Annotated in this window: 13 protein-coding genes; 6 read left to right on the forward strand and 7 right to left on the reverse strand. The window is 60.2% G+C overall.

The window, feature by feature from the left end:
* Both HMPREF3039_RS12110 and HMPREF3039_RS13920 read left to right on the forward strand, forming a co-directional pair.
* A partial coding sequence (locus HMPREF3039_RS12110; RefSeq protein WP_156473620.1) for an autotransporter outer membrane beta-barrel domain-containing protein occupies nt 1-578 on the forward strand: 578 nt, incomplete at its 5' end.
* An 11-nt stretch (nt 579-589) separates the two neighbouring features.
* Nucleotides 590-871 carry a hypothetical protein gene (locus tag HMPREF3039_RS13920; RefSeq protein ID WP_147549420.1) on the forward strand — a complete coding sequence of 94 codons (282 nt, stop codon included), beginning with the start codon at nt 590-592 and terminating at the stop codon, nt 869-871.
* Nucleotides 872-1,326: 455 nt separating this feature from the next.
* On the opposite strand, the gene HMPREF3039_RS12115 is transcribed toward HMPREF3039_RS13920, so the two are convergent.
* Complete coding sequence (locus tag HMPREF3039_RS12115; protein WP_147549423.1) at nt 1,327-3,153, reverse strand: phosphoenolpyruvate carboxykinase (GTP); 1,827 nt, start codon at nt 3,151-3,153, stop codon at nt 1,327-1,329.
* A 253-nt stretch (nt 3,154-3,406) separates the two neighbouring features.
* Here HMPREF3039_RS12115 and HMPREF3039_RS12120 point away from each other — a divergent pair, with 253 nt between their 5' ends.
* The 3 genes from HMPREF3039_RS12120 (at nt 3,407) to HMPREF3039_RS12130 (ending at nt 6,777) form a co-directional block, all read left to right on the forward strand.
* Nucleotides 3,407-4,081: a peptidoglycan recognition protein family protein gene (locus HMPREF3039_RS12120; RefSeq protein ID WP_082770036.1), complete on the forward strand. Its 675-nt coding sequence runs from the start codon at nt 3,407-3,409 to the stop codon at nt 4,079-4,081.
* A gap of 45 nt (nt 4,082-4,126) precedes the next feature.
* A complete protein-coding gene (recG, locus tag HMPREF3039_RS12125) occupies nt 4,127-6,193 on the forward strand; it encodes an ATP-dependent DNA helicase RecG (protein ID WP_067571776.1) in 2,067 nt (688 codons plus the stop codon).
* A 140-nt stretch (nt 6,194-6,333) separates the two neighbouring features.
* Nucleotides 6,334-6,777: a hypothetical protein gene (locus tag HMPREF3039_RS12130; protein ID WP_067571778.1), complete on the forward strand. Its 444-nt coding sequence runs from the start codon at nt 6,334-6,336 to the stop codon at nt 6,775-6,777.
* Nucleotides 6,778-6,881: 104 nt separating this feature from the next.
* Here the strand turns inward: HMPREF3039_RS12130 and HMPREF3039_RS12135 are convergent, their stop codons facing one another.
* The 4 genes from HMPREF3039_RS12135 to HMPREF3039_RS12150 form a co-directional block, all read right to left on the reverse strand.
* Complete coding sequence (locus HMPREF3039_RS12135; RefSeq protein ID WP_231863933.1) at nt 6,882-9,893, reverse strand: 4Fe-4S dicluster domain-containing protein; 3,012 nt, start codon at nt 9,891-9,893, stop codon at nt 6,882-6,884.
* A 195-nt stretch (nt 9,894-10,088) separates the two neighbouring features.
* Nucleotides 10,089-10,625 (reverse strand): DUF6714 family protein, encoded by a 537-nt coding sequence (locus tag HMPREF3039_RS12140; RefSeq protein ID WP_067571782.1) that lies wholly within the window; start codon nt 10,623-10,625, stop codon nt 10,089-10,091.
* Nucleotides 10,626-10,726: 101 nt separating this feature from the next.
* On the reverse strand, nt 10,727-11,431 hold the full coding sequence (locus tag HMPREF3039_RS12145; protein WP_067571784.1) for a cytochrome c3 family protein: 705 nt from the start codon (nt 11,429-11,431) through the stop codon (nt 10,727-10,729).
* Between the two features lie 27 nt (nt 11,432-11,458).
* Complete coding sequence (locus HMPREF3039_RS12150) at nt 11,459-12,655, reverse strand: Gfo/Idh/MocA family protein (protein ID WP_197457906.1); 1,197 nt, start codon at nt 12,653-12,655, stop codon at nt 11,459-11,461.
* A 380-nt stretch (nt 12,656-13,035) separates the two neighbouring features.
* Between HMPREF3039_RS12150 and HMPREF3039_RS12155 the strand changes: the two genes are divergently transcribed.
* Nucleotides 13,036-13,452: a hypothetical protein gene (locus tag HMPREF3039_RS12155; protein ID WP_067571785.1), complete on the forward strand. Its 417-nt coding sequence runs from the start codon at nt 13,036-13,038 to the stop codon at nt 13,450-13,452.
* A 151-nt stretch (nt 13,453-13,603) separates the two neighbouring features.
* On the opposite strand, the gene aroB is transcribed toward HMPREF3039_RS12155, so the two are convergent.
* Both aroB and HMPREF3039_RS12165 read right to left on the reverse strand, forming a co-directional pair.
* Nucleotides 13,604-14,716: a 3-dehydroquinate synthase gene (gene aroB / locus HMPREF3039_RS12160; protein WP_067571791.1), complete on the reverse strand. Its 1,113-nt coding sequence runs from the start codon at nt 14,714-14,716 to the stop codon at nt 13,604-13,606.
* Between the two features lie 224 nt (nt 14,717-14,940).
* A complete protein-coding gene (locus tag HMPREF3039_RS12165; protein WP_067571787.1) occupies nt 14,941-15,501 on the reverse strand; it encodes a hypothetical protein in 561 nt (186 codons plus the stop codon).
* Between the last annotated feature and the right edge of the window lie 251 nt (nt 15,502-15,752).

The following is a 15,752-nucleotide window of genomic DNA, read 5'->3' on the forward strand; positions in this document are numbered from 1 at the left end:
GGCAGGCTCTCACTGTCACTGCCGCGGCCGGCTTTGGTAGCACGGACAACCACCTTTCCTCCGTAACCTCCGGCGGCCAGAACTCGTCGGGTTCATGGACCAACCGGGCATGGGAGGGCACGGTGAGGGCCGCCTGGGATTTGCCCGTGGGCAGGAACCTGGTTCTCACGCCCCATATCGGCGTGGAATACACGGATGTGGTGCAGGAGGCGTTTAGGGAAAGCGGAGAGATGGCGCGCCGGTTTGACCGTGGCCATTACCGCAATCTGTCTCTTCCCGTGGGCCTTTCCCTAACCCAGGGGCTGACGCTGGGGGGCATGCCCTGGAGCCATACGGTGAGCGTGGAGTATCTCCCGGACGTGTACCGGAGCAATGCGGGAACGTATGCACGCCTGGTTGGCAACGGCTATGGGTGGGGAGTGGAGGGCAGCAAGCCGGCTCGGCAGGGGGTGAGGGCTGGGATTTCCGGGAGGCTGCAGGTAACAAACAATTGGAGCGCGTATGGCAGCTACCAGGTAGAGGGGCGCGACAGTTTGGTGAACCAGCGTGTGATGCTGGGAGTAGGGTATTCGTTCTAATCAACAAGAAGATGCAAGCACAGCCGGGCTTCCTTGAAAAGGGGAGCCCGGTTTTTTCATCTACAGGACTTTTTGCTCCGGTGGAGCCGGGAAAAACCGGGGTGAAGCGGTTCGCTTTTCAGTTCCCTTTTCCCTCCATGGCAGGGAAAAGGCAACAAGAGGAGATTTTCTGTTTCTTTCCTCCCTTAAAAAGCCTTCATCAGGCTATTTATCAAACATTTCTATCTCCCTGGATACAAACCTCTCATGAAAAATCGTTTCACGGTGACGGGCATGCTCTCTTGAGTCCATGAAGGTGATGATTCCATATTCTTTTCGGCCATTTTCCATGCCATTGATTGATAGGGTGGGCGAATGCCGCCGGGAGCATTTCCATGCGTCCTTTCAGGCTTCCTCGCGGCAGGAAGCGATGTCAGCCATGGATCTGTTGGATTATTCCTGAAGCTCCCTCTACCTGAATGAAGCGGTTGACGCCTGGCTGCCGGCCTTCATCGATCGCGGTCTGTTGCCAGCCGGCCTTTCTTTGTTTCAGGGACTTTTGGTGATCTGAATGTCTCTGGGGAAGGAATTTTCCCTCTCCCTGCCGGAATAAATCCTGTTCAGCCGGGCATGAAGGATGATTTAAAAAAGGCGAACCGTTCAACGTCCGTCTTCTTTCTTTTTTACCCGGCTTTTAAAAAAGGGGCTGCCCCACTTTTCGTGGGACAGCCCCTGTGCGGTTGAGTTGTCACTCAATCAGGCACTCCACTCAGGAGAAGCTCTTGATGAGGATCTGGCGCTGTTCTTCCAGTTCGGCCGGGAGCTTCTTGCCCACCTTGTCGAACAGTTCGGTCTGGCTTTCCAGTTCAGCCTTCCATTCGCTCGGGTTGAGAGCCATGTTGGCGTTGAACTGTTCTTCGCTGTAGTCCAGGCCGGTCTTGTCCAGCTCGTCATAGGTCGGGGAGACGCCCAGCACGGTCTTCTGGCCTTCCGCCTTGCCCTTGGAGCGGCGGAGGATCCAGTCGAGGACGCGCATGTTGTCGCCGAAGCCCGGCCAGATGAAGTTGCCGTCCTTGTCCTTGCGGAACCAGTTCACGTTGAAGATCAGCGGAGGATTGGCAACGGTCTTGCCCATGTCCAGCCAGTGCTGCCAGTAGTCGCCTACGTTGTAGCCGATGAAGGGAAGCATGGCCATCGGGTCGCGGCGGACCTGGCCGATAGCGCCGAAGGCGGCGGCAGTCATTTCAGAACCCATCGTGGCGCCGACGTACACGCCGTGCTTCCAGTCGCGGGACTGGAATACGAGGGGCATCGTGGTGGCGCGGCGGCCGCCGAACAGGATCGCGGAGAGGGACACGCCTTCCGGGTTCTGCCATTCGGGGTCGATCGTCGGGCACTGGGAGGCGGGAGCGGTGAAGCGTGCGTTCGGGTGAGCGCACTTGCGGCCGCAGTCCGGGGTCCAGTCGTTGCCCTGCCAGTCGATGGCGTGGGCGGGGGCGGGACCGTCCATGCCTTCCCACCAGACGTCGCCGTCGTCGGTCAGGCCGACGTTGGTGAAGATGACGTTCTTCTTGATGGTGTCCATGGCGATCGGGTTGGTCTTGTAGGACGTGCCGGGAGCCACGCCGAAGTAGCCGTTTTCCGGGTTGATGGCGTGGAAGGTGCCGTCTTCGTGCGGCCAGATCCAGGCGATGTCGTCACCGATGATGGAGGTCTTCCAGCCGGCTTCGCGGTAGGATGCCGGGGGAACGATCATGGCGAGGTTGGTCTTGCCACAGGCGGACGGGAACGCGCCGCCGACGTAGGCCTTCGTGCCATCCGGGGATTCAATGCCCAGAAGGAGCATGTGTTCGGCCATCCACTTGTTCTTGCGGGCGATGGCGGAGGCGATGCGCAGGGCCAGGCACTTCTTGCCGAGCAGGGCGTTGCCGCCGTAACCGGAACCGAAGGACCAGATTTCTTCCGTTTCCGGGAAGTGGCAGATGTATTTTTCTTCATTGCAGGGCCACGGCACGTCGATCTGGCCGTCTGCGAGGGGGGCGCCCACGGTATGGAGGCAGGGAACGAAGGTTCCGTAGCCGTCGCGCTTCGGGTTACCGCCGCCCTTGACTTCGTCTTCCAGGCGCTTGAGAACTTCCGCACCCATCTTGGTCATGATGCGCATGTTGACCACGACGTAGGGGGAGTCCGTGATTTCAATGCCGATCTTGGCCAGCGGGGAGTCCAGGGGACCCATGCAGAAGGGGATGACGTACATGGTACGGCCCTTCATGCAGCCTTGGAAAAGGCCCTTCAGCTTGGCCTTCATTTCAGCGGGGTCCGCCCAGTGGTTGGTCGGGCCGGCGTCTTCTTCCTTCTCGCTGCAAATGAACGTGCGGTCTTCCACACGGGCCACGTCCGAGGGAGTGGAGCGGGCGAGGAAGCATCCGGGGCGCTTCTCGGGGTTCAGTTTGATAAAGGTGCCCTTTTCTACCATCATGTTGCAGAGCTCATCATTTTCTTCCTGAGAGCCGTTGCACCAATAGATGGAGTCGGGTTGGCAAAGCTGGGCGATTTCTTCGACCCACTTCTTAGCTGCTTCGTGAGTGGTACTCATGGTGCAAGCAGTGTATGCACGGAAAGAGCCGATGGCAAGTCTCCCGTGCGCCTTTTTGCGCGACGGTTTTGTTTCTCCTGGGCGGCAAACCCGGTGCAGGGGAAGGCGTTGTCTGTATTTGGGAGGGGAGGGGGGAGACCGGGGCTGCCGCACGCCGCTTTTTTCACGCCAGCATGTCCTGCGGAAGGCAAAAAAGCCTGTTTTGACTGGAAATCTGCTTGCCAGCTTGCACCGGATAGTCTAGGGAAGAATCATGAATGTTAGAAAGTTGATGGCAAATGCGGTGTTTTTGGCCTTTGCCGCCGTTCTGGCGGCGTGTTCGGATGCCTCCCGCCCGCCCGCGGTCAGCTTCAAGATTCAGAACGTCCCTCCCGTGCCGCGCACCATGTCCCAGATGGCCGGGGAGGTGCGCATTGAGCGGGATTTCATGTCCCCGCGCTCCCGCGCGCGCCGCGCGGCCCGTTCCATGAAGCCGCGCTTCATCACCATCCACAGCACGGCCAATCCCACCGGGGACGCCGCCGCCCATTCCCGTGCCCTGAAAAGGGGGGCGATGGGCTCCCTGAACTGGCATTTCACCGTGGACCAGTACCACGCCATCCAGCACATCCCCCTGAATGAAACGGGGCGGCACGCGGACCGCGGCGGCCCGGGTGACATGTATTCCATCGGCATTGAGATGGGGGAGGTCCGGTCCCACAATCCCATCGTGACCTGGAACCGTTCCGCCAAGCTGACGGCGGTGCTGATGAAGCAGTACAATATTCCCCTCCGCAATGTGGTGCCCCATTATTACTGGACGGGCAAGAATTGTCCCGCCCCCCTGCTGACCAACGGCAGGCCCGGGTACAAATGGAGCTGGTTTGTGTCCCGCGTGGATTATTACAGGCGCTGCCTGGAGACGAAGCCCGCTCCGGCGGCGCACTGATGCGGGCTGCCTGGTGCATGAGTTGTGAGGAAAGCGCCTGGAACAATGGCCGGAAATCTGCTTCTGACATCCCCCCTGGAGGCCTGCTCCTTCATTCGTCCCAAGGAACTGGCGGCGATGCAGGCGGCCGGGATGGCCGTGGTGCGGGACCTGCTGTTCATGCTGCCCCGCAGGTATGAGGACCGCCGGATGTTCGACCGCTATGATTCCCTGTCCTCCGGAGCGCCCGTCTGTCTCCGGGGCCGGGTGGTGGACGTAGGCTGGAAAGGCTGGGGAGGGAAGGGCGGCAAGGGGCGCGGCAGGTACGTGGAAGCCGTCCTGGAGGATGAACAGTCCCTGGGGAATGCCCGTTTTTCCTGCCTGTGGTTCAGCATGCCGGGGATTGCCCGGATGCTGTGCGCCGGTCAGGAGATGATCGTGTACGGGCGCATGAAGCCCTACGGGAAGAAGTTGAGCATGGTTCATCCGGATTTCGAGTTGATCCGGGAGGGGGAGGACAATTCCATCCACCTGAACCGCATCGTGCCCGTGTACAGCGGCAGGATGGGCATTCCCGTGCGCAGGCTGCGGGAGATCGTCTGGGAGGCGTTGGAGCAGTTGTCTTCGGAACCGGAACCTGAGATTTATGAATTTGTGCCCGGCGTTCCGTGCAAGACGGCGCTGCGCGACCTGCATTTTCCCGGTTCCGCGGAAGCGCGGGACAAGGCGAGGCGGCGCTTTGCGCTGGAAGAGTGCCTGGCCCAGCAGTTGAACGTGGCCTACAGGCGCCGCCGTGCGGAGGCGGTTCCCGGCATGCAGACGGCCGGTTCCAGCCTCCTGGTCCGGGATTTGGCGGCGTCCCTGCCTTTTGAATTGACGGAAGCCCAGAAGCGCTGCGTGCGGGAGATTTACCGGGACATGAAGGCTCCCCGTTCCATGAACAGGCTGCTCCAGGGGGATGTGGGGTCCGGGAAGACGCTTGTGGCGCTGTGCGCGATGCTGCTGGCCGTGGAACACGGGTATTCCGCCGTGATGATGGCTCCCACCCAGATTCTGGCGGAACAGCACTACCTGAAATTCAGGCAGATGCTGGACAAGCTGGATGTGCCCGTTTCCCTGGTGACGGCGGAGAGGAAGGAGGAATCCCACATTTCATTCGGCGGCCAGGGCGGCATTGTGGTGGGAACGCACGCCCTGCTTTATGGGAAGAACGTGCCGGAACGCCTGGGTCTTGTCGTGATTGACGAACAGCACAAGTTCGGCGTGAATCAGCGGGAAAAGCTGATTGCACGGGAGGAGAGGCCGGACGTGCTGGTGATGACGGCCACCCCCATTCCCCGGACGCTGACACTGACTTTTTACGGGGATTTGGACGTTTCCATCCTGGACGGCGTGCCGGGGGGCCGGGGAAAGGTGGTGACGGCCATCCGCACCGCGAAGGACAGGGAGAAGGTGGTCAAGTTCGTCAGGGACCAGCTGGAGGAAGGAAGGCAGATTTACGTGGTTTCCCCGCTGATTGACGGGGAGGAGTCCCGGAAGGGAAAGGCCGTGACGAAGGAGCTGGACGAATGGAAGGCTCTCTTGCCCCATGTGGACGTGGGGCTGCTGCACGGCAGGATGCCTGCTGAGGAAAAGGAGGCCGTCATGAAGGATTTCCGGGACAACCGGACCAGCGTGCTGGTTTCCACCACGGTGGTGGAGGTGGGCGTGGACGTGCCCAACGCTACGGTGATGATTATCAATAATGCCGAAAATTTCGGCCTCTCCCAGCTTCATCAGCTCCGCGGGCGCATTGGCCGCGGAGCGCACAAGTCCTACTGCATTCTGATGACGGAAGCCCAGCCCGGAGATGAACAGTGGGAAAAGCTGCACATTGTGGAAACCACGTCCAACGGGTTTGACCTGGCGGAGCAGGATTTGAAACTCCGGGGGCCGGGAGACGTGCTGGGAACTTCCCAGAGCGGCTTGAAGGGAGTGCGGTTTGAGGAATGGCTTTTGGACGCCCGGCTGATCCACCGCGGCAGGGAGCTGGCGGAAGCCATTCTGACGGAAGACCCGGACCTGAAATCCGCCAAATACCGCCCCCTCCGCTTTTTGTTAGAAAGCGGTGAAATGAAGCGGGTCGCCAATTAATATTATCATCTGCAATCCTTTTGCCGCCAGTTGGTAAGGAGTGTATGACAAATACGTTTTGCAACGGTTTGTGTATTGGAATGAATCTAAAGATGCAAAGAAGAACACCTCTTCTTTTAACCCGAACAACCGATAAAACAATGATTCAAACGTATCAAATACTCCCCGTGGTGGCGATCGTATGCTCCGCCTCCGCCATGGCCCAGAATGCGGTCGATCCCGTAGAACTGGCCAAGCAGAATGTCGACCTGATTTCGTCCGCCAACAAGGTTCTGGACGACGTGAAGGACAATACGGCGGTCGCTATCGCCATCAAGCAGCTCGATGCTCTGACTCAGAAGGCCAAGCAATTGGACAAGTCCATGGAAAATGTGAAGCTCACTTCCCAACAGGCTATCCGGATTACCAAACTTAATGGAGATGTCCAGGATACCATCGTGGACCTGCTGGAAAATTGCCAACGCATTCAGAAGGACAAGCTCATGACGCCCGCCCTGCTCAAGGCGGTGAACAACTTTGCCGCTGCCGCCAACATTGAAGTGGTGGAAACCATCACGACCGTTGAGCAAATTGTGGAAGACTAAATAATCAGATTTTAAAGACCTTCAACTGGCAGGGCCGCTTCCTTGACGGGGAGCGGCCCTGCTGTTATGGGGACGAGAAGGAAGGTGTAGAGCAGCCCGGTGTTTTATCCCCTCATGGCGGGGTTGGGATTCCTCGCCGGGGCCAGGTATCCCGTGCCGGGGTCCGTGCCCAGCGCGGGGAGAAGATTCCTGTGGCGCGGCAGGGATTTGGCCCGGGAAATTGCGGAGGATGGATCAAGCACGTTGCCGAAGGTGATGGCGCCCATCGGACATGCAAGCTGGCAGGCGGTTTGCGCAGCGCCGTCCGGCAGGAGCAGCTCCTTGTCCGTGATACGGATGGAGGTGGAGGGTTCCCCGGGATGGTCCTTCATCAGGCGGGATTTGTGCCGGATTTTGGCGCGTTCCACCATCTGGACGCAATAGGTGCATTTTTCCATGACGCCGCGGGAGCGGACCGTCACATTCGGGTTGCGCTGGAGGTGCGTGGCTTGTTCCGATGCCCTGGCGTAGTCAAAGAAGTTGAAGCGGCGTGCCTTGTACGGGCAGTTGGTGGCGCAGTACCGCGTTCCCCAGCACCGCGCGTACACCATGGCATTGAGCCCTTCCGTGGTGTGGACGGTGGCGTTGACCGGGCAGACGGATTCGCACGGAGCCCTGCCGCATTGCTGGCAGGCCACGGGTATGGCGGTCATGGCTCCCGTGTCCGTGAAGTACCTGTCGATGCGTATCCAGTCCAGGGCGCGCCCTTTCGCCATTTGGTCGCGTCCGACCACGGGTATGTTGTTTTCCGCCCGGCAGGCCACCAGGCACGCGTTGCAGCCGATGCAGCGCGAGGTGTCGATGGCCATTTTCCATTGGTAAACGGTGTCCGCTCCGGGGGAGGTGAAGGGAGGGGCCGCGACGCCTGCGGAGATTTGCGCGAACGGGGAGGGCTGGACGACCGGGCTTTGAACGGCTTCCGTCAGTTCCGGCAGGGGGCTCAGGCTTACCTGCGGCAGGGGGATTCCGTAGCCGGCAAGGATGGGGTGGGCTTCCGGTCCGTTTTCAGGTTCGGCGGCAGCGGTTGCGTGGGCCTGCCGTGTTTCCGGAACCGTGGTTCCGGGCGGAAGAGCGGCGGAAACGGGGTTCAGATAGCGCGCCGTGCGGTTCCTCAGGGCGTATCCGTCGGAATGTTCCTGCCCCTCTGCGGAAGGGTTTATGCCGCCGTATCCCAGCGGGAAGACGATCAGGCCGTCCGCCACGCCGGGAATGGGGCAAAGGAGGACTTCCGTCCGTCCCTGCGGGGAGTGGAGGACGCAGCGGGCTGGAGAGGAATCTTTGCCGCCCAGCTTGCGGAAGGTGGAGGGAGAGACCTGTGCGGACGCCGCCCAGCTTGCGCCCGTGACGGGGTCCGGGCATTCCTGCATCCAGGCGTTGCGTTTCCAGCGGCCGTCCCCGATGCAGTAGTCCGGAAGGAATTGCAGTTCCAGCATGTCCTTTTCCTGAAGAAATTTTCCATAATCGGACGCGTCCGGCAGAGAGGCTGAGGCCAGGGCCTTTGCCTGCCGTGCTTCCTCCTGCGGCTGCAGGGAGGCGTAGGCGGTTTCTTCCGAGTAGCCGCGTTGCAGGGCTTGCGTCCATGCGGCGGTCTTGTCCTCCGGATTGACGGCGCGTTCAAAGCACTTGCGCGCCCGGTGGTAAACGGGGGAAAGGTGGGTGGGGGAACTGTCCGCCGTGATGAGATGCCCTTTGGTGGAGAGCAGGCCGGAGAGGATTTCTTCCGTGGAGATGCCGCCGTACAGGGGCAGGATGACGGGCTGGCGGTAGCAGAACCTTCCGCGGCAGTCCCGTTCAATTCCCCATGATTCCAGGGGATGGGCCGCAGGCAGGTGCCAGCGGCAGGCCTGCGAGGTTTCGTCTTCGTACAGGCCCAGATGGATGCTTTCCATCCGGCTCAGGGCGGCGGCCAGGGCGGTCCCTTCTCTGGCGTCCAGCACGGGATTTCCGGCGTCCAGCAGCAGGGCGATGTCCACGTTTTTCCGTTCCACGTCACGGAGGAAGTCGTCCAGGGTGCCGGGGGCTGGTGCGGCGGGTGCGTCCAGAAGCTGGATGCACGGGCCGATGGCTCCGAGAAGTTGGTTGATCTGCCAGACGCGGGGAGCCAGTTCCGGGCGGGATTCCCCCAGAAGGACCACGCTTTCCCCCGGATGGCCGCACAAGTCTTCCGCACAGTGCTTCAGCCATTCCTGTTCCCGGTTTGTCAGGGAAAGGGCGGAAGTGCGAGTTTCCCCGGCAGCAGGGGTGGAGGATTTTTTCTGGCGGATATAAAAGTCCAATTCTTCCAGAAAGGCGCCCAGACGCGCCGGAGATACGGGAAGGCGGTGGTCGGCATGGGCTCCCGTGAGGGAAACGCGGCCTTCCGCCGCGTAAAGGCGCGTGCGGTTCCGGTTGTCTTCCTTGTAATTCAGCCCTTCCGGAGAGCGGGCCGCGATGAATTCCCGCGTGTTGCCATATGGGTTTTCATGCAGGAAGTCGCAGTCCAGGGCCAGGATGCGTCTGGCGCGCGCGAACCGGACGCGGAAGCGGATGCCGTCCGGCAGGGCCGCCTGCATGGCGCCGCCGGGGGCGGGAACGGGGGAGTACGCGTAAGTGCGGACATGGGGGTTCTTCCTCCTGATTTCCTCCAGCATGGAGTGCAGCAGGGGGGAGTCCGAGGAAGGCAGAAGGATGCCGATGCGGCCGCCGTCCCTCAAATTGCGCGACCACGAGGAAAAAGCGCCGCGGAATTCGTCTTCCGACGCCTGCTTGCCGTTGAAGAGAACGTGCCGGCTGCGTCCGGGATCGTAAAGGTCCAGAATGGAGGCCTGCACCGCGGCCGGCAGGCCGGGGCCTTCCGGGTATTGCAGGGAGGGCAGCAGCTTGACGGGCCTGCCTTCATAACATGCCGCCAGCACGGGCCGGACGCTTCCTCCCAGGGACAGGCAGGTGGCGTAGGCCGTTTCCACGCCGGGAACGGACCATTCCGGCCCTTCGTTGTAGGGCACCAGGTATTTTTCCACGCGGCGGCAGGCGGGCAGCGCCAGGCCCATCAGGGCCGCTCCGGCCCCCATCCATTTCATGAAGGAACGGCGGGACATTTCCCGTTCTTCTTCCGGAAGAAAGGCGGGATGGTCATGCGGAACATCGTTCCGGGGGAATGGCGGCTGCGGAGTCAAACTGGCGTGGGCGTGGATGGTTGATGAATGGGAACGGCTTTTTTTAGGCAATCCGGGGGGTGAAATCAAGCGGTGAATGCCGTCCGTTTCCATCGTCCGGAGTTATGAAGGGAAAGTTCAGGGGCTGCAATCCTCTCGCTGGCGGTATTCGATGAAGTTGATCACGGCCTCAAGCTGCCGGTCGTTCAGCAGGACGGCCTGGGATTCGTAAATGCCGCAGTTTTCCGGAAGCAGGGGCAAGTAGTCCAGGGCATCAAAATCTCCAAGCTGGCCGCGGAGGTCCAGCGTCAGCCATGCGGGCAGGAGAAAGCGGTATCCCTTGGGATCGGTAAAATTCAGGGCGTCCCAGCATGCCCGGATCATGGCGGGCGTGATGCGGCGCCAGTCGCTCCGTTCTTCACAGGGGGCGACGGCAGCGCATACTTCTCTGGGGGCGTACATGTCCAGGAGCTGCGTGGTCATCAGCCCGATGCCGTCTTCCAGCGTAACGCCGTCAAAGGCGGCGTCAATTTGTTCCATCAGGTTTTTTTCCTCGCGCGAAAGGGATTTGGGCGGGGGAAAGGGCTTGGCGAATTCCTGCCGGAAATACGTCAGAACATGCGCCGCCGCCTGTTCCGGTTCGCTGTCGTAAATGATGTCCAGGGATAGTTCCATGGGTACATGATACAGGAACGGTGTGGTGTTCCGCCATAGCGGAGAAGGAAGGGTACGTGACTGGAAAGTCATGTTTCCGGGCGTTCCCCCGGAGGCAGCGGTCAATGGTGGCATGTGGAGCAGTCCGTTTTTGGCTGGATTTTCCATTGCCGTTTCAGGTATTCGCCAAGCTGGTGCTGCGTGCCGATGCGGCGGCCTTCCTCGTCATGGACGGAGTGGGTGCGGAGATAATCCGCGGCGGAATAGTGGGAACTGGCCGCTTCCTCCAGCGGGCGCAGGTGGGGAACGGGGTTGCGGTGGCAGTCCAGGCACCAGCGCATGCGGGCGTCACGGGGCGCCTTCATTACTTCCATTCCTGCCGCATCCTCATGGCAGGAGGTGCAGCCGATGCCGCGGTTCAAGTGGGCCATGTGGTTGAAATAGGCGTGGCCGGAAAGGCGGTTGACCATGACCCATCGTACCGGTTCCCCCGTATAGCCGGGGAATTGCGGATCAGCCGCCGCGCGCAGGGGGGCGATGAACGGGCTGTTCGGCAGGATGTGCTGGTGGCAGCCCAGGCAGGATTTGGTGTCAGGAATTCCGGCCCGCGGGGAACGCAGCGCGGCGGCATGGCAGGACGTGCACCCCATCTTCAGGTCCCCGGCGTGCAGTTTGTGGGAAAAGCGCACGGGCTGTACAGGGGCATGTTCCTTTACGTAAAAGTTGAGATAATACACCCCTCCCAGTATCAGGGCGAGAATGAGCATGCCCAGCGCGATGATGCCGTAAAACCGTCTGTTGGCATGGGGTGGGAAGATGTTGGCCATGGTGCGTAGAGAGGGGGGCGGCGGAGATCAGGCCGTTCTTCCCGGCCGCGGGATGCGGGCGGGCGGCAATGGCGTATCCATCGTCAGGTCTTCCGGCACCAGCCTGGCGGTGTTCTTTTTGATCTGTTCCCAAGTGATGCGCTGCCCGGTGTGGGCCGCTTCCCGCCCCAGGATGGCCACCAGCGTTTTGTTGGCCGCGCTTTCCAGTGTTTGCGTCCAGGTGCCGGAGCGCAGAAAGCGGTAAAAGGCCACGTGGGTGTCCGCGTACATGTTGCCCCGTTCTCCGCGGAAGCGCCAGCGCTTGTCTGCCTGGATGTGCGGGCGGTAGGGCGTGACCAGCATGCCCTTTTCACAGACCGTCCGGTCCGTGATTTCCCCATGGCAGCCGACCCACTGCCGGCATGAAATGTGGCCCACCACGTTGTGGTCGTATTCGAAATAAACGTCGTAGTGGTCCCAGACGTCGCCGTCGTCCCGGCGCTGGGCGCGGCCTCCGGAGCCGAAGGCGGCCAGCGGAAGCTGTTCGTTCATGGACCAGACCATGCCGTCGATGGTATGGACGATTTGCTCCACGAACTGGCCGCCGCTCAGCCAGTTCCAGGCGGTCCAGTTGCGGAGGGCCCAGGCCACGTCCGTGTCGGAGGCAGGCCGGGAATCCAGCGCCAGCGGGGATTTGGGAGGGGTGGTGTAGTACAATCCGTCAAAGGAGAGCACCCGGCCGAGTTCTCCGGAGGCCAGTTTGCGGTGGGCTTCCTCGTTCGCCTTGTCGTAGCGCCAGCAGAAGCCGTCCAGAATGACCAGGTTCTTGAGTTTGGCGAGGCGGGCGGATTCCAGCACGGAAAGTACGCCGGGAACGTCCACGGCTACGGGTTTTTCCGCGTAAATGTGCTTGTTGGCGTCAATGGCCGCGGCCAGATGTTCCGGACGGAAGGCGGGAGGGGTGCAGAGGAGGACCACGTCAATGTCCGTCTGGAGGAGCTTCCTGTAGCCGTCCAGGCCGTGGAACATGCGGCTCTTGTCCGCCTGCATGCGGGGGCCGTATTGTTCCGTGAGCAGCCTGGCGCCGAAGCCGGTCCGTTCCTCGAATACGTCCGCCAGGGCCCATACCACCGTGCCCGGATCGGCGTCCAGCGCGTTCTTCATGGCTCCCAGGCCGCGGCCGCCGCAGCCTACCAGCCCCACTTTCAGGGGCCTGGCGTCCGTGAGGGATTCAGCGGCATTCATATATGGCGCGGCCATCAGGAATCCTGCGGTTCCTGCGGCAGTTTTCAAAAAATTGCGTCTGTTCCAGATCGGGGCGCCCATCTCAATCAGATTATACGGAGACGTTTGACGGAATCAAACGCTGTATTCAAACGGTGACGCAAAAAGTAGACGCAACCTCCGCCGGCGGAAATTGCGTCTACCACAGGAAACCAATGAATGCACTATTCTGGCTATTGGGTTGAACGGGACACTTTCCCGTTCATGAAGCAAAGCGCGCATGGCGGAAAATTTTGTCTAAAAAACATTCCCGGGACATGAAAAACTGGTTTGACTCCTGAATCCGCTTTGCCCATGATGATCTCCAATGAGGCCTCCGGCTTCTCCATCAAGAATAGTCTATGAAACAGCTTCTCATTCCTTCTGCATTATTTCTGGCGGCGCTGGCCCTCGTTTCCTGCGACGGCGGGAAAAAACAGGAACAGGCCCCTGAAGCCTCCTCCACGGAGCAAGCCGTCCCCAGGACACCCGGCGAGGAAATGCTGGCTGTGATGCTGGAGATCAAGGACCAGGCTACGGCGAATGCCAATGCCGGAAAAATCAGGGAATTGGCCGCCGGGCTGCCCAAGGACATGCCGCATGAGGAAAGCGTAAGCATCATGAATGAAATGCTCCGCTTTGCCAGCCGGGAATGCTACGGTTCTCTGGATCTGGAAGACGCGCTGAAGACGATCAAGTTTGACACCGGGGAATATACGGGCAACGTTCCGCTGGATGTGGACGGCTTTGAGCCTACCCCGGACGAATCGGGAAAATAGGGGGAAAGGTCCTTGATAAAAGGGTAAAGGTATTTGTAAAGACAGGGGAAGGACGCCGCGGAAAACACCTTTCCCCTTTTCATGGGCAGGTCGCGCCGGAATACCGGAAAAGTGCGGATATGCCGCCGTCCGGTAGCGGAGAAAGAACTCGTCAGGCCAGGGGACGGCGCAGTTCTTCAATGGCTTCCGCCATGTCTTCCCGCGTGATTTTTTTGGAAATGCCGGCTTCCCCCGCCTTCGTGAGCAGGACGAAGCGGATGGCTCCGGCACGGAATTTCTTGTCGGAGGCTGTTTTGTCGAGCACCAGTTCCGTATCCATTCCTTCCGGAAGGGTCAGGGGCAGGTCCAGCGCCTGAAGGGCGGAGAGTATTTTCTTGGCGTCCGACGCGCTTAGTCCCGCTTTCCGCTCGCTCAGGAACAGGGCCGCACGCATGCCCAGCGCGACGGCTTCCCCATGCAGGATGGTTCCATAGGGAACGGCCGCCTCAATGCCGTGGCCGATCGTGTGGCCAAAGTTGAGCAGGGCGCGGATGCCCTGGGTTTCCAGTTCGTCATGTTCCACGATGCGGGCCTTAATGGCCACATTCCGCGCAATCAGGTCCGGCAGCCTGGCAATGGTATCCAGGGAAAAACCGATGGAAAGCTCCGGTCCCAGGCGTTTCAGGTCATGGAGCATGGAGGCGTCCCTGATGGCGGCATGCTTGACGGCTTCCGCCAGTCCTTCCGCCAGGGTGCGGCGGTCCAGCGTCACCAGGGTGGTGGGATCAATGACGACGACGGACGGCTGGTGAAAGGCCCCGACCAGATTTTTGCCTTCCGGAATGTTGACGGCGGTTTTGCCGCCCACGGAACTGTCCACCTGCGCGACGATCGTCGTGGGAATCTGCATGAAGGGAATGCCCCGGTAATGAATGGCGGCCACGAATCCGGCCAGGTCCCCGACCACACCCCCGCCCAGTGCGGCTATGCAGCCGGTGCGGTCAATGCCTGCCCGTACCAGTTCGGAACACAACTCTTCCGCCTGCTGCATACTTTTGGACGCTTCTCCCGCATCCACGACATGCAGGCTGGGCATGAAGCCCGCGCTTTCCAGGGATTTCCTGACGCGCTCCGCGTACAGAGGGGCCACGTTCGTGTCCGTGACAATCGCTATTTTGCCGTCCAGCCCCGCACGGTAGGCAAACTCCCCTACGCGGTCCAGTGCGCCGTTTTCCACATGAATATCATAAGAACGCTCTCCAAGAGCTAGCGAAATGGTAGGCATGCGGCCAGTATGGAGCATTCCGGATGGAAGCACAAACGGAAAGTGAAGATGAAACGAAGAAGACACTCCTTCCTGGTTCCCCAAATTCCTGGCAGGTTCTTCCGGAATGGTCTGCAAAGAAATGAACGGCGGCGCAAACTTCCCGTGCGGAACGCCGGTAAATGGCGCGATCCGCGCCGTTCAGGGACGGGGGGCCGGAACGCAGAAGGAGGGGCTTCCGTTCCCTAATGCGTTTTTGTCTTTGGCGCCAGCGGGGAAAGCGTGTCCAGAATCACCTGCAAATGTTCGGCGCGGGTGGGATTGAACGTTCCGTCGTCCTTCCAGATGATATTGCCATTGCCGTCCAGCAGGACGATGGCCGTTTCCGCCTTTTTGTGAAGGGAAAGCCTTCTGCGGACAAAAGCCTGGTCGTAATAGGAGATCAGGGAATTGGTCTTCATGTAAAAATCGGGAATATCGCCCAGAGCCTGGGTGAAGGCCGGAACGTCCCCTTCTATGGGAGGAGGCTGGAGAACCAGCAAAATCCTGTATTCCACCGGAGTGGGCGTGTGCTTGTACTGCTTGTGCAGGTCTTCGCAGAAGGGAAGCCATGTTTTCATGCTGTACAGCGCCTCCGGATGAAAGACGGTGAGCATGATATGAAAGCTCTTGGGCATGATGGGCGGCAGGGAAACATTGTCTCCCAGCAGGTTCATGCCGTTGATATCCGGAAAGCGGTAACGTCCGTCCCCGGCATAGGGATGCTCCGGGTCGGGCGTTGGCAAGTGGATTTCCTGATGCTTCATGCGCGATTAGACAAGAAACGGAGGATGAATGTTCATGCCACGGGCTTTTGAAGAGATGGCAAATTCACCCCCGGCAGTCATTTTGTCAGCTTGCACGCAGGTCAGTTGAAAAAACGTTCAAAAAAATTGAAAAATTATTTTATTCATAATCAGTGCATTATGAAAATGTTGACAGGAAGTATGAAAAAACGATTCAAAATATATTGACAAATAGGTATGTTTTAGTAGACTTCTCGGCACGCCAACACGGC

It is taken from the genome of Akkermansia sp. KLE1798 (assembly GCF_001580195.1).
Classification (GTDB): Bacteria; Verrucomicrobiota; Verrucomicrobiia; order Verrucomicrobiales; family Akkermansiaceae; genus Akkermansia; species Akkermansia biwaensis.